The following is a 21,436-nucleotide window of genomic DNA, read 5'->3' as shown; positions in this document are numbered from 1 at the left end:
TAATTGCTTTTAAATATTATCTAGAGAGATTATACATGTTTTGTTACTTTATTATATAAGTAAAGAGATTACATGAATAACTTAAACTTATTAAGTGCTATTTAAAATAGGAGGTAAAATATTTTATAAATACACTATTGTTTTTAATATAATACTAAAGTCTAATTATGGTTCCTTTTAGGTTAAGATATGCCCGTAAAATGGCAAAATTAACTCAGACAAGATTAGGTACTCTGGCCGGAATGGATGTAGCTAGTGCTCGTTCAAGAATTTCGCAATACGAGTCTGGACTACATAAACCAAGTTTCGAAGTTGTGTGTAAACTAGCCAAAATACTTAACTTGCCTGAATGTTATTTTTATACCGTTAATGATTGTTTAGCGGAAGATATAATGAAATTATATCGTGAAAAATATAATAAGTAATAAGCTTATAATCCATCTTTATTATTTATATTTTTATGTCTTAATTTACGAATAATTTGATTTCCTTTTTCATCAAAGTACCGTTCAGGCCATATTGTTGATGGAGGTATATCAAGTTCTTTAGCAATAATTTGCTCTCCTTTTGGCCATGGACGGGACAACGCGTTAGATAGAGTCGATGAGCTTAAACCTGCAGCTCTGGAAACTTCTGCTAGTGTTGTCCCTTTTTTCTTTAAAGAAGCAATAATATCAGCCGGATGCCAGTTTTTATTAATCATAAGATATCCATATAGATTGGTTTAAAGTATATTGATGAAAGTAAAATGTTAATATATCGCTTAACATTTTTCATTTTAAATAATTGTTATATTTTTTTAAATGAAGTAATTCCTATTTTTAAATGTAACCGGTTAGTATTTCCATTTATAAAATATATTAAATATATAAATTAATATTTTTATTTTTACAATTATCAGCAGGGTTATTTATTTAAAAATAATCTGACAAAAAAGACTTGCTGTTTATATGATGACGAGTTACACCTTTATATATATTCATATTTCTACACTAAAGGGTAAAATGTCATGATAAAACAGAACGATATGACAATTCAGGCGTATAATATATTAGAAATGATATCCCAATATACGGGGAATAATATAATAGAAATTGTTACTAAAACACAACTAAGTTATGAAAGTTGTGAGTTTTTACTTACACAATTAGAAATGGCGGGTTTTATTTTAAAGCATGGCGAGTTTTATAAAAGAACAACTAAGAGGGTTAATTAATTATTGCATAACATCAAAAAAAGATTGATGGTAATTTTTCGTATAAGAGAAGTGGTTATGGATAATGAAAATATTCAAGAAATTAAAAATAGTGATGAAAAAGGCTACTAAGGTAGCCTTTAGTAGGAAGTTTTCTGTTTACGCACTCAATCTCATATTGTTCTCTGCCACAGAATCGTAACCGAGATTGTATGCCTCAAAAGCATCTTTATGGCGTACTGTGCCTGCTTGACTGTCCGAAGTATATGCTAGAACAGAGTCATTTTTTGCTTTTGGTGCTCCAATGAGAGCGTGATGCCGACCTAATTCATATGCGCATCCAGCACATTTATGTCTTCCAGTCTGTCCTTGATTTTCAGACAGATAAGTAAATAAATGGTCGTATCGGTGAGCGTGTTTACAGATATTTTTGTTCATAATTTAAAACCCTGTATGAATTTCAGGGCTTTACACTGATCACCGGGTAAACTAGACTGTGAAGGTGATCAAATGTAGCACCCTGCAGTTTTGTCATGCCTTTTTGTAGCTCGATACTACATAGAGGCGCTCCTATATCTAGTGCGTTCTCTTCCACAAGAACACAAGATATTCGGTCATTATAACTGACTGAGTAAAAAAAGATCAATCAAATGATCAACTTATGAGTATTTCAAGAAACCCTGCCATTTGGTGGGGTTTTTTCGTATGTGCAGGAAGTTTTATCACGTTGAGGATCACGGTCAGCAAATGAGGGTAATAGTGTGGATTACTCATCAATAGCTGCAGGGTTTAAGGGATTGCTCCCGAGCACAAACAAAAGTCGTGTTTCTTGAAGTGATGATGATGGAATAATTATTGATTCAGCTGTTGGGCAATTAATAAAAGTAGGAAGGAAAGACGAATACGATTTGATAGAAAAACACTATATAAAGAATATTTCAAAATCAGCAATAGCAAGGGATATGAAGTGTTCAGAGGGTAAAATTAGACAAAAACTCATGATAGCTGAAACCTTTATTGATGCTTGTTTAATTATGACTGGTGCAGTTTTAGAAATGGATGAATGGACAAATAAAACAACAATTGATAGTTAAGTGCTTTTCGTTACGAATTTTGGGTGCTAATGTGATAAGAGTGAATACGTTGTCACCTAACTTATAGAATGAAACCTCGCTTCAGCGGGGTTTTCTTTTTTCATACGTTCCTTAATTACTTTTATCTTATTTATGGTGATTAGAAATTTTAATAAAAAAAGGGGAAATTAATTCCCCTTTGGATATATTATTTTTTTTCAGTATTAACTGAAATATAAAGCCTTGTGTTAAATGAGCCAACGGATAAACTCCAATTAGCCTTTACCTTTATCTTCATGAGTTTCATGAAATATGAGAGTAAGGATAAAACAAGCATGCACAGATCCTAATTATGGTCTCTTTACTTAGGCTGGATAAGCGACTAATATTCTCAGTGACAAAGAAAAGTGCTAGTAACGAATAAAAGAGACATCATTATTCATAGCCTTTCATAGAAGCCCGCTAGGACTGGTACTCTTAGCGGGCTTTCTTGTATCTAAGATAAAGAGTTATTAGCTACTAAGCAAGTGTACAAATCTGACTGTTCCTGTGGATAAATATTGGGTAACTTTTTTAAAAATATATATAACTATATGTAAATTAGAATAAATAATCTTTGTTTGTTGCCCGTAATTAATTAAAGTCTATTTGTGAAAATGTGATCGTTTGATGTTTTATTAAACCAATATCTTGTAAGCAATCCAACTATTCATAGGTACCATGAAGAAAAAAGGGCGCAAAGAAATGTTAATGAAGATAAATGAGTCTAAATTAATCGCAAAAGAACAACTGACTAATATGCATTATAATTCTAAATATTTGGATATAACCTGTAGCACACCTTCATCAACTATACGTTGGACGACTAAAAGATAATTTGACGTTTTATTATAAAAAGAAGATAAGACTTGCTGTTCTATTTGGTCAGAGTTACATGTGTAGTTATGCACGATAACTGACCAAAGGTATAAAATATCATGTTAAAACAGTATGATATGACAACGCAGGCAAGTTGTGTACTTGAAACAATCTCAAAAAGTGATTGGCAAACAGTACAAGCAATTTCAAATCAAACTGGACTAAGTAATGAAAATTGTGAGTTTCTATTAACTCAGTTTGAAATAGCAGGGTTTGTCGCAAAGCAAGGAAATAGCTATATGCGTACAGCCTAAAAAATATAAAGAATTTATAAAGCTGGTGGCTTGACAGTCATCGGCTTTTTTATTGCGTAGAAAAGGACTTCTGATGCAACTATTTAATGACGACGCACTATCTGTATTAAAAGCACTACCTGATAACAGTATTGATTTAATCGCCACGGATCCACCGTATTTCAGAATGAAATCGTGTGCATGGGATAACCAGTGGGATAATGTTGAGGCATATCTGTCTTGGCTTGATGAGGTACTAGTTGAATTCTGGCGAGTATTAAAACCCAATGGCAGTTTGTATTTATTCTGTGGTTCTAAATTGGCGTCAGATACTGAATTGCTTGTTCGCGGGCGATTTAATGTATTAAGTCATATCATTTGGGCTAAACCATCTGGGCCATGGAAAAAACAAAATAAGGAAAGCCTGCGCGCCTTTTTTCCTTCAACAGAACGAGTACTTTTTGCTGAACATTACCAAAAACCAGTCACAGCTAAAGGTTCTGAGTTTTCGTTAAAATGTAAAGAGCTAAAACAAAATGTATTCAAGCCATTGATTGATTATTTTAGAAATGCTCGTTTAGCACTGCAGGTGAGTGCAAAAGAAATAGACCAAGCAACAGGTAAGCAAATGTGCAGTCATTGGTTCAACAATAGTCAGTGGCAATTACCTAGCGAGGAAGACTATAAAAAGTTACAAACACTGTTTACACACATTGCTGATAAACAAGAAAAACTATCACCGTTATCCCGCCAGTTTACCGAGTTAGAGCGTGAGCAGGTTACATTACAAAAAGACTACCAAGAATTAATAAAAGAATATGGGTTATTAAGGCGACCATTCTTTGTAACTGCAGATGTGCCTTACACCGATGTGTGGGATTATCCACCTGTTCAGTATTATCCCGGTAAACACCCTTGTGAGAAACCATCGGCCATGATGGAACACATTATTCGCTCAAGTAGTCGCGAAGGGGATCTGGTTGCTGATTTCTTTATGGGGTCAGGTGCAACACTGAAAGCAGCACTAAAACTTAATCGAAAGGTTTTAGGTGTGGAGCTTGAGAGAGAGCGGTTTGAGCAAACCGAACAAGAAATAAAAGCGCTAACTTGTAAGTAATTCTTACAGGTTCAACTCTCCGGAATTTCCGGATAGTTCACATATTCGGTTATTCCGAACAACTCATTTTGAAGATCGCTTAGGCGGTCTTTTTTTTTGTATAAGAGAGGTAGTTATGAAATTTAAAGATTTACCATATGATATCCAATTGGTTGCGGCGAAGTGTTTGTCTCAATTAATTACAGAACGGTCATGTATGGAAAAAGAGCCAATGGAGAGATTGGCTCGGGATATTAAAGACGCATTTATTAATTTATATCATCAAAATTAAGCTCTTTTTTATCAGTATCGAAATGAGCCTTGAATGCATCAAATGCCTTAATTATAGCAGCGGGTTTTGCATCAGTACCGACTCGGTTGTATTCACCAGCTCTAATTAACTCAACTACAAGATAATATGCAGCTTCAGCTGGTTGATAATCAGGGTTTGGTAATTTTTCTGACATAACATTTCCTTTACCGAAGTAAGTCAGCCATTCCTTCGGTTCATAACATTGGGCTGACCCATCAGTTTAACTTAAGTTTCATTTTTTCACGTTTAACTTACTCACATTAATCATCAACGGACACTCCGTAGGGGTGTATACGCGCATGGAAAAATTAACCAATGCTACCTACGGAACGGCTGGCTTAACTGCTTTTTTTGCAAGTCTCTCACTTTATGAATGGGGATTTGTAATCGGGATGGGATTCAGCATGCTCCTTGGATTAGCAACTTACTTTATGACACAGCGAGAACAACGGAAACGAACAGCGTTATTTGCTGAATTAGTTCATCGAAATTGTTCTAGTGATCCGCAAGACATAGAAAAGATAGTCGGTGAGATGCTGACTAAAGCTAAAAAGGACATGTAATGAACTTAAAGCAAAAAGTCACTGCAGTTGCGAGTGCTGGCGCTGTAAGTATTGCACTAACAGTGATTGGTTATTTTGAGGGCGTGCGTTATGAACCTTACCGCGATGTCGCTGGTGTTTTGACGGTTTGTTATGGACATACTGGAAACGACATCATTCAAGGTAAGACCTATACACAGCAAGAATGTGACGAATTACTACAGAAAGACTTTATCAGAACGCAACAGCAAGTTGATATCCTGGTTAAAGTGCCGATCGATGATAAAACAAAAGCTTCTCTATATTCCTTTGCTTTTAATGTCGGTACCACAGCTTTTGCACGTTCTACACTACTAAAGAAATTAAATACTGGTGATCAGAATGGCACTTGCGAAGAAATGAAACGCTGGGTTTATGCGGGTGGAAAAGTATGGCGAGGGTTAGTCAGTCGTAGAGATGCGGAGTCAGCATTATGTCATGGAAACCTTTAATCATCGTTATTAGCTTTATCCTCGTATTGCTCATTACAGTCGCTGGTGGAATTTATCTCTCAATTGATAATTCATGTACTAAAGACCAAGTTAGTTTAGAAAAGCGCTGTCAGATTGCTCTCTCACATCATCGGTACTAATTATGAAGTATTGGAAATTTTACATTGTCGTTGTGATAGTGGGGATTGTTGCTGGTGGTTGTGCGCTTATTAATGCACAAGCGAAAAGAATTAACACACTGACAGAAAACAACAAAGAACTTACTACCGCACTCGAAGAGCAGAAGGATATCAATACTGACTATCAAGTACGCATAGAACGACTAAATCAACTTGATACAAGGCGCACACAGGAGCTTGTTAATGCAAAGAATGAAATTAATCGCTTGCGTGACATTAGCGAGCGTAATCCTGAGCGGGTGTATATCAAAGCCGAGTGTCCAAAGAGCACCAATAATTCCACCACCAGCATGGATGATGCAACCACCGCCCGACCTACTGACACCGCTATCCGAAATTATTGGTTACTCAGAGAGCGAATTGCAGAGTCAGAACAGGTGATTAAAGGGTTGCAGGATTATGTTGGAAGTGAATGCCTAAAGTAAACTACTAGGTTGATATTTATGCAATCGCCCCAATACCTATAAAAGGTTTAATTAAAATTAATGGTGGTATATGTCTGCGCATAAATATGAGGTAGTAAAAGAACTCGTTTATTATGTTGAAGGTCTTCATAAAAACGTAACAGCAAGAATTATCAAGGATACACTAACTAATATGATGACATGGGAGTGTAGTCATTATTTCTGTGACAATAATGGACAACGTGCATATGAATCCAATCATCCGACTGAACTTGTAGAAGAGTGTGAATCTGACTTAGATTCTTACATGAATAAATTCAATGCAGATACAGCGGAAGAAAATACTGAATACTAAAGCCTTAAATACTTGCATAAATGAAGCCTGCTCACGGAGTAGGCTTTTTTATTGGAGAACACCATGTCAGAAAATACCATTCAATTAAAAGTCTCAGTAGATACGTCAGGCCTAGATAAGTTAGAAGAGCAACTCACTCGTATTAAGCAACTGATGCAAGATGTAGGTATTAAGGTCAGCATTAAACCAGAACAACGCAAAGATTTCTTTATTTCTGGTTCGGGTAATTACTTTATAAAAGATGCTGTTATTGATGGAGCAAAACTTAAGTGCTGTACTTCAGGTGACGCTGTATTCAGTGGTGTGCTTGTCAGCAATAAGTTAGAGCAGGACATCAAGGCTCAATTGATTGATCTCCGCATGAAAGCCAATCAACAAGATGTTGCTATCAATGAGTTAAAAAGAGTAATGGAAACTCAGCAACAAGCATGGTCACAAGCTGTGCGTGAGTTAAATAACAGAACGTGGTGCAGTCAGAAGTAAAAAAGGGGCTAATATTACCCCTTAGTAATTAAATAGTTAATGATTAAAAACCATGTGGTACGCTATCTAATATTTTTTGAAATTCACTTTCAGTAATATCAAACATTCTATTTTGCACATTTAAACTTTTATAACAGTTTATCATGCGACGATAGTTATCAATTGTTTGAGAATGGGTGTTTGAGATAGGAGCTTTTTGTTCGGTGAATCTGTTTATTTTCCAAAAACCCTCAAGAATATTAGTGTATTTATATTCATTATTTCCATCAAAACCGGGAAGTTGAATATTATCTTCAATTAATTTGAGATTATTTTTCTTGATTAGCTCCAGTTGTTTATCCTTAGAAAATTTTCTTAAGGAAGCAGACAACCCTCTATACATATTTAATATCTCTACAAGAAAATCACGATCTTCCTTAGTGTGATTAGACGATTCATCATCTAATAAAAATGAATATTCAGCATTAATAATCCATTCATTACCTGATGTAATAGCATATTTAATAATATCTGGATCTATTTCTGAATCTATACCTAAGTGTTTAGCAATGTCACAAAGAAGTATTGTATTTACTTTTTCCTTTATATTCATGATATTACCTTTTAGTTTCATTCATAAATCAGTGATTGATTAATATATTTAATACTTATTGGGTGTTTAGTAAAGGATATGTGTCTCAATTTATAGTTTTATTAATCTAAAAGGTACTCCCAGCGGGGTACCCTCTCCACGGGGCGACGCGCACGCGGGAAACGGCGCATTTTTCAATTTTTATCGGTCGTCACCACCAGTGTAATTATTTGATAAATATATGTTAAAAAAATAACAGTGATGAAATTTTTTGTTTTTTATTCATCACTAACTCAAGCTTTTAACTCTCACTTTTATTGTTTTACATCTCATTTCACTGCGCATTCACAGCGCAATCATTAAAACGTCGGATCCAATCACTTTGATATGAGCCTTCGAGGAAGTCAGTTATGGCTGGCGAGCTTCGACGGGCTGATTTTCTATGTGAACGAGGGTTCATTTCAAATGTAGGAAATACGTTATGCAATATCCAAGAGTCAGTATTAATGGTGTATCTGTCCGTGTTGATAGTGAGGGTAGATATAACTTAAATGATCTGCATGCAGCTGCTGTTGCGGATGGTAAAGCAACGGAATCACAAAGACCCGGTGCATTTTTGAAAAGTCGTCAAGTAAAGCGGTTTGTTCAAGCTTTAAGCGATGCAACAAAAAGTGCATCGGTTAAAGTAATTAAAGGTGGACTTAATCAGGGAACTTGGGCTTTAGAGTTAGTTGTTATTCGGTATGCAGCTTGGTTAAAGCCTGAGTTTGAAATTCTTGTCTACAACACGTTTAAAGATGCGACGAGAAAAGGTTTAGATGTTATGTCTAAATTGAACAAGCTAGATCATGTCATTAATGCGGAAACTAAAAACGTCAGTCACTGTGCAAGGACAATGGCTAATTGGGGAGTTGGTGGTAGAAAACAATTACTGCTAATGGCAAGAGAGCGAATTATTAATGAAGCTCAAATCTATCTTCCGGGAGTGGAATAAAACAAATGAAATATGGACAAAGAACTCAAACACTTAAAGCTCAATATCAGCCAGATAGCAGCACTTTCTGGCGTCCATCGACAAACAGCTTCCGCCCGTCTTAATCATTTAGAGCCTGTTGCAGGCAATAGCTCAAATCTAAAACTCTACGCACTCACTGATATTTTATCTGAAATGATGAAGGCGCCAGCCCCTGTCGAAAATCAGGAAATGCTACCTCAAGATCGGAAGGCGTGGTATCAGTCTGAGCGGGAGCGTTTGAAGTTTGAACAAGAAGTGGGGGAGTTATTGCCTGCCTCAGAGGTTGCACGAGAATATTCAGCACTGGCTAAAGCGATGGTGCAAGTGCTGGAAACGTTACCTGACATATTAGAACGTGATTGTGCATTAACACCGACAGCTGTATCTCGTGTTCAGGGTATTATTGATGATCTGCGCGACCAGATAGCACATCAAGTTTTAAGTGATAACTCGGATGATGAAGAGAGCGATGAGGATGAGTTATGACAGCAACAGTGTCAGCAACCACATTAAGAAAAAATGTGGCTCAACTCATTAAAGCACCGAGGCGAATGCCAGTTGCGGATGCTGTGGCAAAATATATGCGTGTACCTGTGGGAGCGGGTAACTCGGTTCCTTGGGATCCGGCAGTATCTCCTTACATTGTTGAACCTATGAATTGTTTATCGTCACGGCTCTATGATGCAGTGATATTTGTGGGTCCTGCAAGAACAGGAAAGACGGTCGGGTTAATTGATGGCTGGGTGATTTACAATATTGTGTGCGATCCTTCTGATATGTTGCTGGTGCAAATGACGCAAGATAAAGCACAAGAGCACAGTAAAAAACGGCTTTCTCGCACCTTTCGTTGCAGTCCTGAAGTCAGTAAACAACTCAGTCCTCGTCGTAATGACAATAACGTATTTGATAAATACTTTTTATCGGGCAGTTTTTTAAAAATGGGGTGGCCATCGATTAATGTGATGTCCTCATCTGACTTTAAGTGTGTGGCGCTCACCGATTATGACCGTTTCCCTGAAGATATCGACGGTGAAGGAGATGGCTTTTCTTTAGCCTCAAAACGGACAACCACCTTTATGTCTGCGGGTATGACGCTGGTGGAAAGTTCTCCGGGGCGTGATATTACCGATACTAAATGGCGTCGTTTGTCTCCTCACGAAGCTCCGCCCACAACGGGTATTTTATCACTTTATAATCGGGGTGATCGCCGTCGCTGGTACTGGCAATGTCCTCACTGCCACGAATATTTTCAGCCTATTTATGATGCGGTAAAAGGATATCGTGATAAGCCAGATCCCGTAGAAGCAAGTGAATCTGCGTATGTGGAGTGTCAGCACTGTTTAGGTCGTATCGAACCCCATCAAAAACGGGAGCTCAATAATAAAGGGGTGTGGTTGATTGAAGGACAGTCCATTGATAAGCAAGGAAGGATATCAGGTACAGAGCGTCGTTCGCGTATTGCCTCTTTTTGGATGGAAGGCCCAGCAGCTGCTTATCAAACGTTGTCTCAGTTAGTTTATAAGTTACTAACTGCAGAACAAGAATACGAATTAACCGGCAGTGAAGAAACCCTAAAAGCGGTCACCAATACAGACTGGGGTTTACCTTATTTACCCCGTACAGCACAAGAACAGCGCCGGAGTGATGAACTGATTAATCGTACGGAAAGTTGGGATGAGTCAGTGGTACCAGAAGGCGTGCGGTTCTTGGTTGCCACGGTTGACGTGCAAGGCGGTAAAAAACGTCGCTTTGTGGTGCAAGTGGTCGGTTACGGTGAAAAAGGCGAACGCTGGGTGATTGACCGCTTTGAAATCACTCAATCCCTACGTTATGGCAATAACGGTGAGTGCCGGCGAATTGATCCGGGCTCTTACCCTGAGGACTGGCAAGTATTAATCACCGATGTATTAGAGAAAATCTACCCATTACAGCACTATCCTCACCATGAGATGGGGATCATGATGTTGGGGGTAGACTCCGGTGGTGAAGATGGCGTTACTGATAATGCCTATAAATTTTGGCGTCGCTGTCGAAAAGAGGGGCTGCATCGTAAAGTCTATCTCTTTAAGGGTGACGGGCATAAACGCCGTAAGTTAATCACCAAGTCATTCCCCGATAACACCAGTCGTTCTGAACGGCGCGCCCAAGCCAAAGGGGATGTGCCTCTTTATTTACTGCAAACTGACCAACTTAAGGACCGGATCAGTTCTGCGTTATCGCGCGATACCGTAGGGCCTAACTATATCCATTTCCCTGATTGGTTGGATGAATCGTTCTATGACGAATTGACGTATGAAGAGCGTGATGAAAAAGGGCATTGGGAAAAACCGGGTCGAGGTGCTAATGAGGCATTTGACCTAATGGTTTACGCCCATGCCTTGGTGATATTAAAGGGGTACGAAGGGATCAATTGGGAAAAACCGCCTAAATGGGCAAGGTTGCCTGATGTGACACTTTCCTCCTCCTCGCCAATTACCGATATCGCCACAGAGCCTGAAATAAAACCCTCACCCGAAACCCCAAAACAGGAAACGCCTGTGGTATCAGCATGGGCACCGGTATCAAACAGCGGAGGCTGGATATGACGAAAGAAGAAATTGAACACATGATTGAGCAATACCGTTTAGCGGAAGAGGCGGTATTAAAAGGCAAATCCATCACTTTTAATGGACAAGCCATGACAATGGAAAATCTCAACGAGATCATAAAAGGTCGTGAGCGTTGGGAATCTCGTTTGTCGGCATTGATATCGAGAAAACGAGGCAATCCAATGTATAAACTAGCGAGGTTTAGATGACATTATTAGACAGCGCCATTGGTTATTTTGCACCAAACTGGCAAGCCTCGCGTCTCCGCTCTCGCTTACAAATTAAAGCTTATGAAGCCGTTTTACCCACTCGTACTCATCCCGCTAAACGTGAAAATCGTAATGCAAACCAATTGACGCAATTTGGTGGTACTTCCTTACGCGAGCAAGCGCGATGGCTAGATAACAATCATGATATCTCTATCGGTATTCTCGATAAGATGGAAGAGCGTATTGTCGGGGCAAAAGGCATTATTGTTGAGCCTCAGCCTCTCGATGGTGCAGGGCAAATTCATGAAGATTTAGCCTCACAAATTCGTCAAGCCTGGGCGGAGTGGTCAGTACTACCCGAAGTGACCGGGCAATTTAGTCGCCCTGTATTAGAGCGTTTACTGGTCAGAACGTGGTTACGTGATGGTGAAGTGTTTGCTCAACTTGTTAAAGGTAAAGCGAAAGGATTAGAGGCTCAAGCTAATATCTATTTTTGGCTCGAAGCCTTAGAGCCTGACTTTGTGCCGATCCACATGAATATGCCTGAAAGCAAGATTATTCAAGGCATTAAATTCAATGAGTGGGGGCGACCCACAGGGTATCAGGTATATAAAAATCTCCCTCAATTTAGTGCCAATTTAGGGGATATCAAAACCATTGATGCCGAAAATATGTTGCACCTGAAATTCACTCGTCGGCTCCATCAAGCGCGAGGTGTCAGTTTGTTTTCGGGGATCTTAATGCGTTTAAGTGCGTTAAAAGATTACGAAGATGCGGAATTAACCTCCGCACGTATTGCAGCTTCATTAGGCATGTACATCAAAAAAGGCGATGCCGGATCTTTCCCTGAGGGTGACTATGACGAAGATGAGCAACGTAATATTGATATTCAGCCGGGCATGATTTACGACGGTTTAAAACCGGGTGAAGAAGTCGGCATGATCAAATCAGACCGACCCAACCCCAACCTACAATCGTTTCGCAATGGACAATTACGCGCGGTTTCTGCAGGCAGTCGGGGGAGTTATTCCAGTATCGCCCGTGACTATAACGGTACGTATAGCGCTCAGCGACAAGAGCTGGTGGAGTCATTTGAAGGTTATAACATTTTCCAAGATACCTTTGTGGCAGGCATCACACGTCCGATGTATCGCAATTGGTTAAAAATGGCGATAGCCAGTGGTGTGGTAACCGTTCCACCTGATGTTGACCCTAAATCCTTGTTTAATGCGGTTTACAGTGGCCCTGTAATGCCATGGATTGATCCGAAGAAAGAGTCTGAGGCTTGGAAAACCTTGTTACGCGGTGGTGCGTCAACAGAAAGTGACTGGATACGCGCCAAAGGGGGCAACCCTGCGGATGTGAAACGTCGTCGTAAAACCGAAATTGACGAAAATAAACGATTAGGACTGGTATTTGATACTGATCCTGCTAATGACAAAGGGGCACAAGATGCTAAACAACAAGAAATCGATGATGATGCCTAAAATGTCGGGGCCAGTAAATCAAAAAAGCTGGTTTCGCATGCAGGCTAAAGAAGACCAAACGGCGGATATCTATATTTATGATGAAATCGGTGGGTGGGGAATTAGCGCAAGACGCTTTACGGAAGATTTAATCTCGCTGGGTAATCTCAGTCATATCAATCTGCATATTCACTCCCCCGGTGGTGAAGTGTTTGATGGTATCGCCATTTATAACCAACTTAAAAACCACTCTGCAACAATTACGGTTTATATCGATGGTTTGGCCGCCTCAATGGCCTCAGTTATTGCGATGGTCGGGGATACGGTCATTATGCCGAAAAATGCCATGATGATGATCCACAAACCGTGGGGTGTCTCATGGGGAGATGCGAATGATATGCGTGAATATGCTGACTTACTCGACAAGTTAGAAAACGTATTAATCCCTGCTTATGTGGCGAAAACAGGGAAAACAACCGAAGAAATTACCGCCATGTTAGAGCAGGAAACATGGCTTGATGGTGACGAGTGTGTTGAACACGGTTTCGCCGATAAAGTGATTGAGCCAGTGAAAGCAATGGCAAGTCTTACATCTAAACGAATTGAGGAATTTTCATCTATGCCAAGTGCAATTAAAAATCAAATTACCCCCAAAAACACTACTAAACCTACGCAACAGCCTCAACCAAATTCTTCACCAGAGCCACAGCCTAGCGCCACCTATGCGGATGAGCAAATACGCTTAAATGGCATTAAAGATTTATTTGCCATGTTCGGTGGTCGTCATAATGAGCTAATGATCACGTGTTTAGCAGATGCGAACTGTTCTGTTGAAAAAGCGCGTGAGCAATTGCTCAATACGATTGCACAGCAACAAAATCCTGAGCCATCCAATAAAGATAATGCGCATATTTACGCAGGAAACGGCAATATCGTCGGTGACAGTGTGCGCGCCTCTGTGATGGCGCGTGCGGGTTATCAGGATTATGAAAAAGATAACGCCTATAACAGCATGACACTGCGTGAGTTAGCACGCGCATCACTGACGGAGCGTGGTGTTGGCGTGGCTACGTATAATCCGATGCAAATGATTGGTATGGCGTTTACGCACAGCACCTCTGATTTCGGTAATATCCTGCTGGATGTCGCGAATAAAGCGATTTTGCTTGGTTGGGAAGAAAATGACGAAACCTTTGGAAAATGGACGAAAAAAGGACAACTCAGTGACTTTAAAACTGCACATCGTGTGGGGTTAGGGGCATTCCCTTCCTTACGTAAAGTGCGTGAAGGCGCTGAGTATAAATACGTTACGTTGAACGATAAAGGCGAAACCATCGCGCTGGCAACTTACGGTGAATTATTCAGTATTAGCCGTCAAGCTATTATCAATGATGACATGAATATGTTGACGGATGTACCAAAGAAATTAGGTGAAGCAGCGAAAGCCACCATCGGTGATTTGGTGTATGCGGTACTTATCGACAATGAAAAAATGAGCGATAAAAAAGCACTATTTAGTACCGATCATAAAAACATGCTCACGGGCGGGATGGATGTAGAAACCATCAGTGCGGGTCGTACTGCTATGCGTCAACAAAAAGAAGGCGAACGAACACTCAATATTCGTCCGGCATTTATGTTGGTACCGACCACACTGGAAACACAAGCTATCCAAGTGGTTAAATCGGGTAGTGTGAAAGGCGCAGATGTTAATGCCAATATCATTAATCCAGTGCGTGATTTAGCGGAAATTATCGCCGAACCTCGGTTAGATGAAGCTAGTACAAAAGATTGGTATATGGCCTCACGCCAAGGTAGCGACACCATTGAAGTGGCGTACTTAAATGGGATTGATGTGCCGTATATTGATCAACTAGAAGGCTTTACCTCGGATGGTGTCACGACAAAAGTGCGTATTGATGCGGGTGTAGCACCAGTTGATTATCGCGGTCTACTGAAAGTGACGGGTAAGTAAGACGTCTTTTTTCTTCGTTTTATCCTGATGCCCTGATGGGCTTTTTTTATATCTAAAATCCGGTGCTTCGGCATCGGAAGGAGTTTTTATGGCTAAAAATTATGTACAACAGGGTGGCACAATTGCAATTGCCAACAACACAAAAGAGATCATTAAAAGTGGTCAATTGGTACACGTTGGTGCGGTTGCTTGTGTTGCGATCACGGATATTCAACCTAACGAAACCGGTGATGGTTTTGCAGAAGGTGTTTTCTTACTGAACAAAAAAGCTGGTATTGCCTTAAAAGCTGGCACTACGGCGTCCGTTAAAGACAATATCGTGGTGGATACCGGTGGCACACCTGCTGGTGTGGTTTGGGATGATGCGGATGCATCGAGTGAACATGTCACGATTAAACTCAATGTCTTTGTGCCATCAGCGGGTACCCCTCAAGGTTAAGGCAACATAGATGAATCCATTTGAACACTTAATAAAAAGAATGGATAACGCGACCACTGAGCGGATGGGGATCCCCATCCGTATTAATGGTGTTATTTATCAAGCACTCGAATCTCACTTTATCCCTGAATTGGGGCCGATGAGTGGTGATGGGGTGAGTTATGTTGTTTTTTCTTCAACATATCACCCTAAGCGCAGTGACGCCGTAGAAATTGAGGGGGAAGCCTATCAAGTCACTCGACACCAAAAGTTTAATGGGAAACCACATATTTGGATCAAATAGGTGGGTGATATGAAAGGGTTGGCGCAAGCCATTAAAAACCTGAATAGCATTAATGATGAAATGGTCCCGAAAGCAACGGCAATGGCGATTAACCGTGTTGCTCGTCGTGTCATTAGCCATAGTGTTAAACGGGTTTCAGCCGAAACCAAAGTACCTCAACGCCTGATCCGTCAACGTGTTCGACTTAATCGAGCGAGTAGCCGTTATAAAACGCCTCGCGCTCGATTAGTGATAAACCGGGGTAATTTGCCGGCCATTGCCCTAGGTAATGCGCGCGTTCAGCTATCAAGAAAACGAGGTAATCAGAAAGGCGCTGGAAGTGTTTTGAAGGTGGGGAGATTTTCTTTTCCTCATGCTTTTATTCAACAGCTCGATAATGGACGCTGGCACATTCTTCAGCGAGTTGGGGAAAGTCGTTATCCCATCGAAGTAGTTAAAATACCACTCGTCACACCGCTAACAACAGCTTACACCGAAGAGTCAGAGAAACTGCTTCAATCTGATATGCCTAAAGAAATGGCGTCGGCCTTAAAGCAACAGTTACGGCTTTATATAAAAGGGAGGGTTTGGTGATCAAACATACACAGATCCGACATGTAATTAAAGAGGCGATTGAGCCTCATGCCAATGGGGTGACAGTCTTTGATGGTCGCCCTTTTTTTATGGATGAAAACGACTTTCCAGCCATTGCGGTGTACATCACTGATGCTATTTCAACAGGTGAAAATCTCGATGAAGATAGTTGGCAAGCAATTGTTCACATAGAAGTTTTTCTCAGTGCGAATAACCCTGATGCTGAGTTAGATAAATGGGTTGAAGCCGTGATTTATCCTGCGCTGACCTCCATTCCCGCACTGTCCGAGCTTATCGAGAATATGACCCCTAACGGCTACGACTACCATCGTGATGAAGAAATGGGGTTGTGGGGGTCGGTCGATCTCCATTATCAAATTAATTATTCAATGTAAAAGGGATCATTATGCCTACACCAAACCCATTGGCACCCGTAAAGGGTGCTGGTACCACGCTTTGGATTTATAGCGGTACCGAAGACCCATTAAAAGATCCGTTTACTGATACGGATTGGACACGACTGGCGAAAATTAAAGAGCTACAGCCGGGTGAAATTACCGCAGACAGTTATGACGATACCTATCTTGATGACGAAGATGCGGACTGGAAAGCCACTGCTCAGGGGGAAAAATCAGCGGGTGAGGCCAACATCACGCTGGCATGGAAACCGGGTGAACAAGGTCAAAAAGATCTGGTTGATTGGTTCCAACTAGGGGATGTTCGTCACTACCGCATTCGTTACCCCAATGGGGCCGTCGATATTTATCGAGGTTGGGTTAGTTCGCTTGGAAAAATGGTGCCTGCGAAAGAAGTGATCACCCGTACCATTAAGATCACCAACAGTGGCCGTCCTGCGCTTGCAGAAGAAATAAAATCAGCGTCAGAGCAAGGAAAAAGTGCGCCCGTTATTAAAAAAGACAATGAATAAAAGGTAATAATATGTTTTTAAAGAAAAAAGAATTTACTTATAGTGATAACACTATTGAGTTGTTTGAGTTATCAGCATTACAGCGTATTGAATACTTTGATTTTTTGGTCGAACAATCTCAAAAAAACGAAGATGTTGAAAAGGCTGAAGGCATAAAAAAAACAGCACTCATTATTCGTGCAAACACAGAATCGAATGCCTGGTTAGTGTCTCGATCATTAGCACACGGTGAAACGCGTGATATTGAGCAGGTTTATCATGAAGTGCTTTCGCAGTGGCCACCAGAGGCGCTTGGCAAAGCAGCAAAAGAAGTCCTGGTCATTAGCGGGATGGCTCAAACTGAAAACACGGAAAGCGAAAACCATCAAGGTGATGTTCAGGCAGAGCCACTGGAAAAGTAGTTGCCCGTGAACATCAATTTATTCTGCGCCTATCACATGAATTTAAACGTGCTGATTGGCGCAGAATGCTCAGTGAGATGACAGCGACCGAGCTCGCTGATTGGTTACACTTCTTTAATGAAACTCCCTTCACCATTCAATTTATCGATCATGCTTTTTCTGGTCTTAATTTCACGGTTGCCAGTGTTTTTGGTGGTGGTAAAGACTTATCACCAGAGGATTTTAGTGTGTTGTTACGTAAACCTGCTGTTGATATGGACGATGAAATCATGATGGCGGTAAGTGAAGGGATAGCGGGCGGAATACGATATGAGCCAACAAATAGCGGATCTAACGATTAATTTAGGGGCTGAAACAGCCGATTTTAAAGAGCAAATGGGGCGAGTTGAACGTCAGCTCCAAGAAACCGCAGAAAAAGCCGAAGCCAGTCAACGACGTATGGCTCAACTGGTTGAACAACAAGCGCAAACTGCTCGCAGTTCAGCAGAGAGTACTGCGCAGTCTCTTCAAGAACTTAACAATCAACAAGAAATTTCTCAACAACAACGGGCTGATTATTATCAGCGGATCGCACAGGAAGAGGCGCGCTCAGCTATTGAATCACGCAAACAAGCTGATGCTTTTTTAGAGCAAGCTCAAAGTGTTGGGCAAACGAGAGATGCACTTGAACAACTCACAGAGGTTTTAAATAAATCAACAAAGGCTTATAACAAGCTAAAAATTACAGGTGAGCAGTTCGCTGAAATTCAGAATGTCACTAAATCAAGAATAAAGGCGATACAAGATCAACAAGATGCAAATACTGAAAAATATTTTAAGCAGATTGAAGCAGTTAAAGGACTTTCTGGAGGAACGTCGGCATTAAGAACCATTCAAGCTCAGCTTAATCAAGAGGTAAAAAAGGGCACTATCCATCAACAAGACTATCGGACACTGATTTCTGCCATTACCTCAGAGTCAATGAAGTTGCGCCGAGAAGAAGAGTCTCTAACGCAACAAAAAACGCGATTTATTCAGCGACTAAAAGAGCAAGTTGCTACTCAAAACTTAAGTCGTGAACAGATGTTGCGTTATCAAGCGTCTCAGTTAGGTGTCAGCTCTTCAGCAGAAATTTATATTCGTCGATTATCTGAATCGAGCAAAGAAACCAAAGAGTTTGATAAAAATAGCAAGTCATTAGCTGGTCGTCTTCAGGGTATTGCCAACTCATTTAATATGGGCTCACTGGTTCGTGGTGGTATCTGGGGAGGAATTACGGCAGGTTTAACAGGCGTTGCAAAGCTAGCCTATGATGCAGAAAGAGAATTTTCTCAGTTTAATAAACAACTGATTTTAACCGGTAACTACGCCAATAAATCAGCGAGCCAATTAAACGAAATGGCGCGAACCCTTGCAGGTGGCGGTATTACGCGTGATGAAATGGCATCATCCATTTCGAGTGTCGTCGGTACTGGCGTATTTTCGAATAATGAGATTTCTCGTGTTTCAAAAGCGGCCGCACAGATGAATTACATCACAGGCCAGGCGATTGATACCACTATTGATCAGTTTAAACGTCTGCAAGATGAACCGCTTCAAATGTCGCTTGAATTAGAAAAAGCGAATCATCACCTCACTGCATCCCAATTAGAACAAATCAGAACACTTGAATTACAGGGTAATAAAACCGAAGCAGCTAAGCTGGCGATTGATGCTTATGCTCAAGCTATAAATGATGGTGCCATTGAGATCCCCAACAAGTTGGAGGGAATAGAATTAGCCTGGTTCAATATTAAAAAAGCAACAAATGACGCCAAAGATGCCGCATTGAATTATTACCGAACAAGAACATTAAAGGATGAAATCCGTGAGCATGAAGAAATGCTGGTTAATTTTCAGATAAACCCATTTACTGAAAAACTGCATTATGACAAAACAGGTCAAACAATTGATGATGTTAAAGCTCATTTAAAAGAATTGAAAGATCAGGCAGCTGATATTGACCTAAAAAATGCCCAAGCCCAAGCAGAAAAAGACAATGAGCAGTTTAAAGTTAACCAAATTAAAACTCAGGAAAAGTGGAGGAGTTACTTTAGTTGGGAAACTCAAAGGTTACAAAAGTTAGCGGAATTAGAAAAAGAAAAACATGCACTAACACAAGAACAGTATGAAGAAGCTAAGGCGATGATTAATTTTCGTTTAAGAGATCGTCAAATGCCGGGTACAGGGAAAGGCAAAAGATACGTTGTGCCAGCTGGTGTTCGTGAAGAAGAAAAAGCCTCTAGAGATTTATTAGCATTACAAGCTCAATTGAAAATCCTTGAAGATCACAAAAGTGCTAATGATGTCATTAGTCAGCAACGTAAAGACTTTCAAAAAGAGCAGGCGCAATTTGCAATCCTAGAAGAAGCGCAGTTGACGCGTCGATTAGATAATGCTGAAAAATCGCTATTAGCAAATAAGGAAAGCATCCTAATTCAAAAGGAAGCGTTAGCGATAGAAGGCGATAAAGTTGCCTTGCAAGAACGTTTAAATAAGATGCAAGATCAGGCTACTAAATATATTGCTCAACAATCGGAAAAACGTAAAGCGATTGAAGAAAGCATGGGTAAATCAGCAAGAGAGCAACAACGTTACTTGGAACGCGCTCAACTTCTTGCGGGACAAAAAGAGAACCCACAGCTAAATAATATGTTAGCTGAGCGACAGAAAACATGGGAAGTTGAAGATCAAAAACGAGCCAATTGGCTAAAAGGAGCTGAAACAGCTTGGGGTAACTATAAAGACACGGCTCTTGATGTTAATACTCAAATACAAAATGCTACCTCTATGGCGCTTAATGGATTTAGTAGCCAGTTAACCAATGTATTATTTGAAGGTGAAGCCAATTTCAAAGACTTTACGAAATCGATTCTTAAGATGCTAACGGATATTTTAATTAAAATGTCATTAGTTAAAGGAATAGAGGCGATGGGCTTTGGTTTTGGTGCTCCAGTCGCGAATGCTAACGGTGGTGTTTACAACTCAGCCAGCCTAAATGCTTACAGTGGACAGATGGTTCATAAACCTACCATGTTTGCGTTTGCAAAAGGTGCAGGGTTGATGGGAGAGGCTGGGCCAGAAGGCATTTTCCCTTTGCGCCGTGGTGCTGATGGGAAGCTGGGCGTTATTGCGAAAATGCCCAATCAGGGAGGAGGCGTTACCCAGCATTATCACATTACTATACAAAATGATGGTAGTAATGGTCAGATAGGGCCTGAAGCATTGAAAAAAGTTTATGAAATTAGTAAGCGAGGGGCTCAGGACTATATTATGAGCCAACGTCGTGATGGTGGAGCTATGTAGATGGAAACATTTAAATGGAAGGTCAAACCCGATATGAAAAAGGAGTTTGAGCCTCGGGTAAAATCAGTGAAATTTAGCGACGGCTATGAACAGCGTCGCCCTGATGGTATTAATAATAATCTAAAAAAGTACAATGTAACGTTGATCTATATAAATAGTGAAAGCGTGCATATTGAAACATTTTTAGAAAAACATGCTGGTGTTACTGCATTTTTATGGAAGCCTCCTCATCAAACTGACATGATTAGGGTATTATGTCGAAAATGGTCGTCTTCAGTTGGAATGATTAGAACTGAAATAACAGCTGAATTTGAACAGGTTGCGTCTTGATTGGTTTTTGTGGCTTTAGCTAAAATTTCAATAGCGAGGATATTATGTTTAT

At 40.3% G+C, this 21,436-nt stretch carries 26 protein-coding genes and 2 pseudogenes; 25 read left to right on the top strand and 3 right to left on the bottom strand.

The genetic code is table 11. The annotated features are described in order from the left end of the window. Positions 1-167: 167 nt before the first annotated feature. Complete coding sequence (locus ACYUCW_RS13550; protein ID WP_004247849.1) at positions 168-425, top strand: helix-turn-helix domain-containing protein; 258 nt, start codon at positions 168-170, stop codon at positions 423-425. Between the two features lie 5 nt (positions 426-430). Here ACYUCW_RS13550 and ACYUCW_RS13545 read toward each other — a convergent pair whose 3' ends face one another. Then, positions 431-703 carry a helix-turn-helix domain-containing protein gene (locus ACYUCW_RS13545; protein WP_196532149.1) on the bottom strand — a complete coding sequence of 91 codons (273 nt, stop codon included), beginning with the start codon at positions 701-703 and terminating at the stop codon, positions 431-433. 1,223 nt (positions 704-1,926) lie between these two features. On the opposite strand from ACYUCW_RS13545, the pseudogene ACYUCW_RS13540 reads away from it, so the two are divergent. The 3 genes and pseudogenes from ACYUCW_RS13540 to ACYUCW_RS13530 form a co-directional block, all read left to right on the top strand. Continuing rightward, positions 1,927-2,289: pseudogene (locus ACYUCW_RS13540) on the top strand (antiterminator Q family protein); the annotation flags it as partial. A gap of 956 nt (positions 2,290-3,245) precedes the next feature. Further along, on the top strand, positions 3,246-3,440 hold the full coding sequence (locus ACYUCW_RS13535) for a hypothetical protein (RefSeq protein WP_109372922.1): 195 nt from the start codon (positions 3,246-3,248) through the stop codon (positions 3,438-3,440). 73 nt (positions 3,441-3,513) lie between these two features. Further along, positions 3,514-4,536 (top strand): DNA-methyltransferase, encoded by a 1,023-nt coding sequence (locus ACYUCW_RS13530; RefSeq protein WP_152964563.1) that lies wholly within the window; start codon positions 3,514-3,516, stop codon positions 4,534-4,536. Positions 4,537-4,784: 248 nt separating this feature from the next. On the opposite strand, the gene ACYUCW_RS13525 is transcribed toward ACYUCW_RS13530, so the two are convergent. Continuing rightward, entirely contained in the window at positions 4,785-4,982 is a 198-nt protein-coding gene (locus ACYUCW_RS13525; protein WP_049210581.1) for a hypothetical protein, read from the bottom strand. Between the two features lie 145 nt (positions 4,983-5,127). Here ACYUCW_RS13525 and ACYUCW_RS13520 point away from each other — a divergent pair, with 145 nt between their 5' ends. The 6 genes from ACYUCW_RS13520 (at position 5,128) to ACYUCW_RS13495 (ending at position 7,282) form a co-directional block, all read left to right on the top strand. After that, a complete protein-coding gene (locus ACYUCW_RS13520) occupies positions 5,128-5,391 on the top strand; it encodes a hypothetical protein (RefSeq protein ID WP_152964646.1) in 264 nt (87 codons plus the stop codon). Beyond that, the gene (locus ACYUCW_RS13515) at positions 5,391-5,861 is read left to right on the top strand and encodes a lysozyme (RefSeq protein ID WP_263055627.1); all 471 of its coding nucleotides are present in this window, start codon (positions 5,391-5,393) and stop codon (positions 5,859-5,861) included. Before ACYUCW_RS13520 ends, ACYUCW_RS13515 begins: the two co-directional genes overlap by 1 nt. After that, a complete protein-coding gene (locus tag ACYUCW_RS13510; RefSeq protein ID WP_206451922.1) occupies positions 5,843-6,001 on the top strand; it encodes a hypothetical protein in 159 nt (52 codons plus the stop codon). The genes ACYUCW_RS13515 and ACYUCW_RS13510 overlap by 19 nt, the downstream gene beginning before the upstream one ends. A 2-nt stretch (positions 6,002-6,003) precedes the next feature. Next, positions 6,004-6,465: a lysis system i-spanin subunit Rz gene (locus tag ACYUCW_RS13505; protein ID WP_240086681.1), complete on the top strand. Its 462-nt coding sequence runs from the start codon at positions 6,004-6,006 to the stop codon at positions 6,463-6,465. A 70-nt stretch (positions 6,466-6,535) separates the two neighbouring features. Then, positions 6,536-6,799 (top strand): hypothetical protein, encoded by a 264-nt coding sequence (locus ACYUCW_RS13500; protein WP_460408786.1) that lies wholly within the window; start codon positions 6,536-6,538, stop codon positions 6,797-6,799. Positions 6,800-6,862: 63 nt separating this feature from the next. Beyond that, positions 6,863-7,282 (top strand): hypothetical protein, encoded by a 420-nt coding sequence (locus ACYUCW_RS13495; protein WP_263055626.1) that lies wholly within the window; start codon positions 6,863-6,865, stop codon positions 7,280-7,282. 43 nt (positions 7,283-7,325) lie between these two features. Here the strand turns inward: ACYUCW_RS13495 and ACYUCW_RS13490 are convergent, their stop codons facing one another. Continuing rightward, positions 7,326-7,874 carry a YfbU family protein gene (locus ACYUCW_RS13490; RefSeq protein ID WP_240086683.1) on the bottom strand — a complete coding sequence of 183 codons (549 nt, stop codon included), beginning with the start codon at positions 7,872-7,874 and terminating at the stop codon, positions 7,326-7,328. A gap of 460 nt (positions 7,875-8,334) precedes the next feature. Between ACYUCW_RS13490 and ACYUCW_RS13485 the strand changes: the two genes are divergently transcribed. From ACYUCW_RS13485 to ACYUCW_RS13415, 15 genes and pseudogenes are all read left to right on the top strand, one after another. Beyond that, on the top strand, positions 8,335-8,847 hold the full coding sequence (locus ACYUCW_RS13485) for a KilA-N domain-containing protein (RefSeq protein ID WP_004247866.1): 513 nt from the start codon (positions 8,335-8,337) through the stop codon (positions 8,845-8,847). Between the two features lie 12 nt (positions 8,848-8,859). Beyond that, entirely contained in the window at positions 8,860-9,354 is a 495-nt protein-coding gene (locus ACYUCW_RS13480) for a DUF1441 family protein (RefSeq protein WP_126656776.1), read from the top strand. Beyond that, positions 9,351-11,453 (top strand): phage terminase large subunit family protein, encoded by a 2,103-nt coding sequence (locus ACYUCW_RS13475; protein ID WP_460408784.1) that lies wholly within the window; start codon positions 9,351-9,353, stop codon positions 11,451-11,453. The genes ACYUCW_RS13480 and ACYUCW_RS13475 overlap by 4 nt, the downstream gene beginning before the upstream one ends. Continuing rightward, on the top strand, positions 11,450-11,665 hold the full coding sequence (locus tag ACYUCW_RS13470) for a hypothetical protein (RefSeq protein ID WP_004247869.1): 216 nt from the start codon (positions 11,450-11,452) through the stop codon (positions 11,663-11,665). The genes ACYUCW_RS13475 and ACYUCW_RS13470 overlap by 4 nt, the downstream gene beginning before the upstream one ends. Beyond that, entirely contained in the window at positions 11,662-13,152 is a 1,491-nt protein-coding gene (locus ACYUCW_RS13465) for a phage portal protein (protein WP_049202034.1), read from the top strand. The genes ACYUCW_RS13470 and ACYUCW_RS13465 overlap by 4 nt, the downstream gene beginning before the upstream one ends. After that, the gene (locus ACYUCW_RS13460; protein WP_460408783.1) at positions 13,118-15,106 is read left to right on the top strand and encodes a ClpP-like prohead protease/major capsid protein fusion protein; all 1,989 of its coding nucleotides are present in this window, start codon (positions 13,118-13,120) and stop codon (positions 15,104-15,106) included. The genes ACYUCW_RS13465 and ACYUCW_RS13460 overlap by 35 nt, the downstream gene beginning before the upstream one ends. Positions 15,107-15,194: 88 nt before the next feature. Continuing rightward, positions 15,195-15,545, top strand: coding sequence for a DUF2190 family protein (locus ACYUCW_RS13455; protein ID WP_243213376.1), 351 nt, complete (start codon positions 15,195-15,197; stop codon positions 15,543-15,545). Positions 15,546-15,555: 10 nt separating this feature from the next. Then, entirely contained in the window at positions 15,556-15,828 is a 273-nt protein-coding gene (locus tag ACYUCW_RS13450; protein ID WP_074561719.1) for an ATP-binding protein, read from the top strand. A gap of 9 nt (positions 15,829-15,837) precedes the next feature. Continuing rightward, positions 15,838-16,401, top strand: coding sequence for a phage tail protein (locus ACYUCW_RS13445; RefSeq protein ID WP_289313867.1), 564 nt, complete (start codon positions 15,838-15,840; stop codon positions 16,399-16,401). Then, positions 16,401-16,796, top strand: a complete 396-nt coding sequence (gpU, locus tag ACYUCW_RS13440) for a phage minor tail U family protein (protein ID WP_243213401.1) — start codon at positions 16,401-16,403, stop codon at positions 16,794-16,796. The genes ACYUCW_RS13445 and gpU overlap by 1 nt, the downstream gene beginning before the upstream one ends. An 11-nt stretch (positions 16,797-16,807) precedes the next feature. After that, positions 16,808-17,269: pseudogene (locus ACYUCW_RS13435) on the top strand (phage tail tube protein); the annotation flags it as partial. 71 nt (positions 17,270-17,340) lie between these two features. Further along, a complete protein-coding gene (gene gpG, locus ACYUCW_RS13430; RefSeq protein WP_049202041.1) occupies positions 17,341-17,730 on the top strand; it encodes a phage tail assembly chaperone G in 390 nt (129 codons plus the stop codon). Positions 17,731-17,795: 65 nt separating this feature from the next. Then, entirely contained in the window at positions 17,796-18,071 is a 276-nt protein-coding gene (locus ACYUCW_RS13425; RefSeq protein WP_004247880.1) for a phage tail assembly protein T, read from the top strand. Then, complete coding sequence (locus ACYUCW_RS13420; protein ID WP_460408781.1) at positions 18,040-21,054, top strand: phage tail tape measure protein; 3,015 nt, start codon at positions 18,040-18,042, stop codon at positions 21,052-21,054. The genes ACYUCW_RS13425 and ACYUCW_RS13420 overlap by 32 nt, the downstream gene beginning before the upstream one ends. Further along, on the top strand, positions 21,055-21,384 hold the full coding sequence (locus tag ACYUCW_RS13415; RefSeq protein WP_168725619.1) for a phage tail protein: 330 nt from the start codon (positions 21,055-21,057) through the stop codon (positions 21,382-21,384). It abuts the gene before it with no gap. Positions 21,385-21,436 lie beyond the last annotated feature (52 nt).

The organism is Proteus sp. MB838, from assembly GCF_054767435.1.
Note: the sequence above shows the minus strand (reverse complement) of the source record. Positions and strands in the feature narration are given on the sequence as shown.

What these genes read in the sequence shown, in the direction of transcription:
- ACYUCW_RS13525 (WP_049210581.1), bottom strand. Translation starts at nt 4,982, where the DNA reads ATGTCAGAAAAATTACCAAACCCTGATTATCAACCAGCTGAAGCTGCA.
- ACYUCW_RS13545 (WP_196532149.1), bottom strand. Translation starts at nt 703, where the DNA reads ATGATTAATAAAAACTGGCATCCGGCTGATATTATTGCTTCTTTAAAG.
- ACYUCW_RS13415 (WP_168725619.1), top strand. Translation starts at nt 21,055, where the DNA reads ATGGAAACATTTAAATGGAAGGTCAAACCCGATATGAAAAAGGAGTTT.
- ACYUCW_RS13495 (WP_263055626.1), top strand. Translation starts at nt 6,863, where the DNA reads ATGTCAGAAAATACCATTCAATTAAAAGTCTCAGTAGATACGTCAGGC.
- ACYUCW_RS13480 (WP_126656776.1), top strand. Translation starts at nt 8,860, where the DNA reads ATGGACAAAGAACTCAAACACTTAAAGCTCAATATCAGCCAGATAGCA.
- ACYUCW_RS13455 (WP_243213376.1), top strand. Translation starts at nt 15,195, where the DNA reads ATGGCTAAAAATTATGTACAACAGGGTGGCACAATTGCAATTGCCAAC.
- ACYUCW_RS13475 (WP_460408784.1), top strand. Translation starts at nt 9,351, where the DNA reads ATGACAGCAACAGTGTCAGCAACCACATTAAGAAAAAATGTGGCTCAA.
- ACYUCW_RS13485 (WP_004247866.1), top strand. Translation starts at nt 8,335, where the DNA reads ATGCAATATCCAAGAGTCAGTATTAATGGTGTATCTGTCCGTGTTGAT.
- ACYUCW_RS13550 (WP_004247849.1), top strand. Translation starts at nt 168, where the DNA reads ATGGTTCCTTTTAGGTTAAGATATGCCCGTAAAATGGCAAAATTAACT.
- ACYUCW_RS13520 (WP_152964646.1), top strand. Translation starts at nt 5,128, where the DNA reads ATGGAAAAATTAACCAATGCTACCTACGGAACGGCTGGCTTAACTGCT.
- ACYUCW_RS13530 (WP_152964563.1), top strand. Translation starts at nt 3,514, where the DNA reads ATGCAACTATTTAATGACGACGCACTATCTGTATTAAAAGCACTACCT.
- ACYUCW_RS13510 (WP_206451922.1), top strand. Translation starts at nt 5,843, where the DNA reads ATGTCATGGAAACCTTTAATCATCGTTATTAGCTTTATCCTCGTATTG.
- ACYUCW_RS13490 (WP_240086683.1), bottom strand. Translation starts at nt 7,874, where the DNA reads ATGAATATAAAGGAAAAAGTAAATACAATACTTCTTTGTGACATTGCT.
- ACYUCW_RS13500 (WP_460408786.1), top strand. Translation starts at nt 6,536, where the DNA reads ATGTCTGCGCATAAATATGAGGTAGTAAAAGAACTCGTTTATTATGTT.
- gpG (WP_049202041.1), top strand. Translation starts at nt 17,341, where the DNA reads ATGTTTTTAAAGAAAAAAGAATTTACTTATAGTGATAACACTATTGAG.
- ACYUCW_RS13535 (WP_109372922.1), top strand. Translation starts at nt 3,246, where the DNA reads ATGTTAAAACAGTATGATATGACAACGCAGGCAAGTTGTGTACTTGAA.
- ACYUCW_RS13420 (WP_460408781.1), top strand. Translation starts at nt 18,040, where the DNA reads ATGAGCCAACAAATAGCGGATCTAACGATTAATTTAGGGGCTGAAACA.
- ACYUCW_RS13465 (WP_049202034.1), top strand. Translation starts at nt 11,662, where the DNA reads ATGACATTATTAGACAGCGCCATTGGTTATTTTGCACCAAACTGGCAA.
- ACYUCW_RS13445 (WP_289313867.1), top strand. Translation starts at nt 15,838, where the DNA reads ATGAAAGGGTTGGCGCAAGCCATTAAAAACCTGAATAGCATTAATGAT.
- ACYUCW_RS13505 (WP_240086681.1), top strand. Translation starts at nt 6,004, where the DNA reads ATGAAGTATTGGAAATTTTACATTGTCGTTGTGATAGTGGGGATTGTT.
- ACYUCW_RS13425 (WP_004247880.1), top strand. Translation starts at nt 17,796, where the DNA reads ATGCTCAGTGAGATGACAGCGACCGAGCTCGCTGATTGGTTACACTTC.
- ACYUCW_RS13460 (WP_460408783.1), top strand. Translation starts at nt 13,118, where the DNA reads ATGCTAAACAACAAGAAATCGATGATGATGCCTAAAATGTCGGGGCCA.
- ACYUCW_RS13470 (WP_004247869.1), top strand. Translation starts at nt 11,450, where the DNA reads ATGACGAAAGAAGAAATTGAACACATGATTGAGCAATACCGTTTAGCG.
- ACYUCW_RS13450 (WP_074561719.1), top strand. Translation starts at nt 15,556, where the DNA reads ATGAATCCATTTGAACACTTAATAAAAAGAATGGATAACGCGACCACT.
- ACYUCW_RS13515 (WP_263055627.1), top strand. Translation starts at nt 5,391, where the DNA reads ATGAACTTAAAGCAAAAAGTCACTGCAGTTGCGAGTGCTGGCGCTGTA.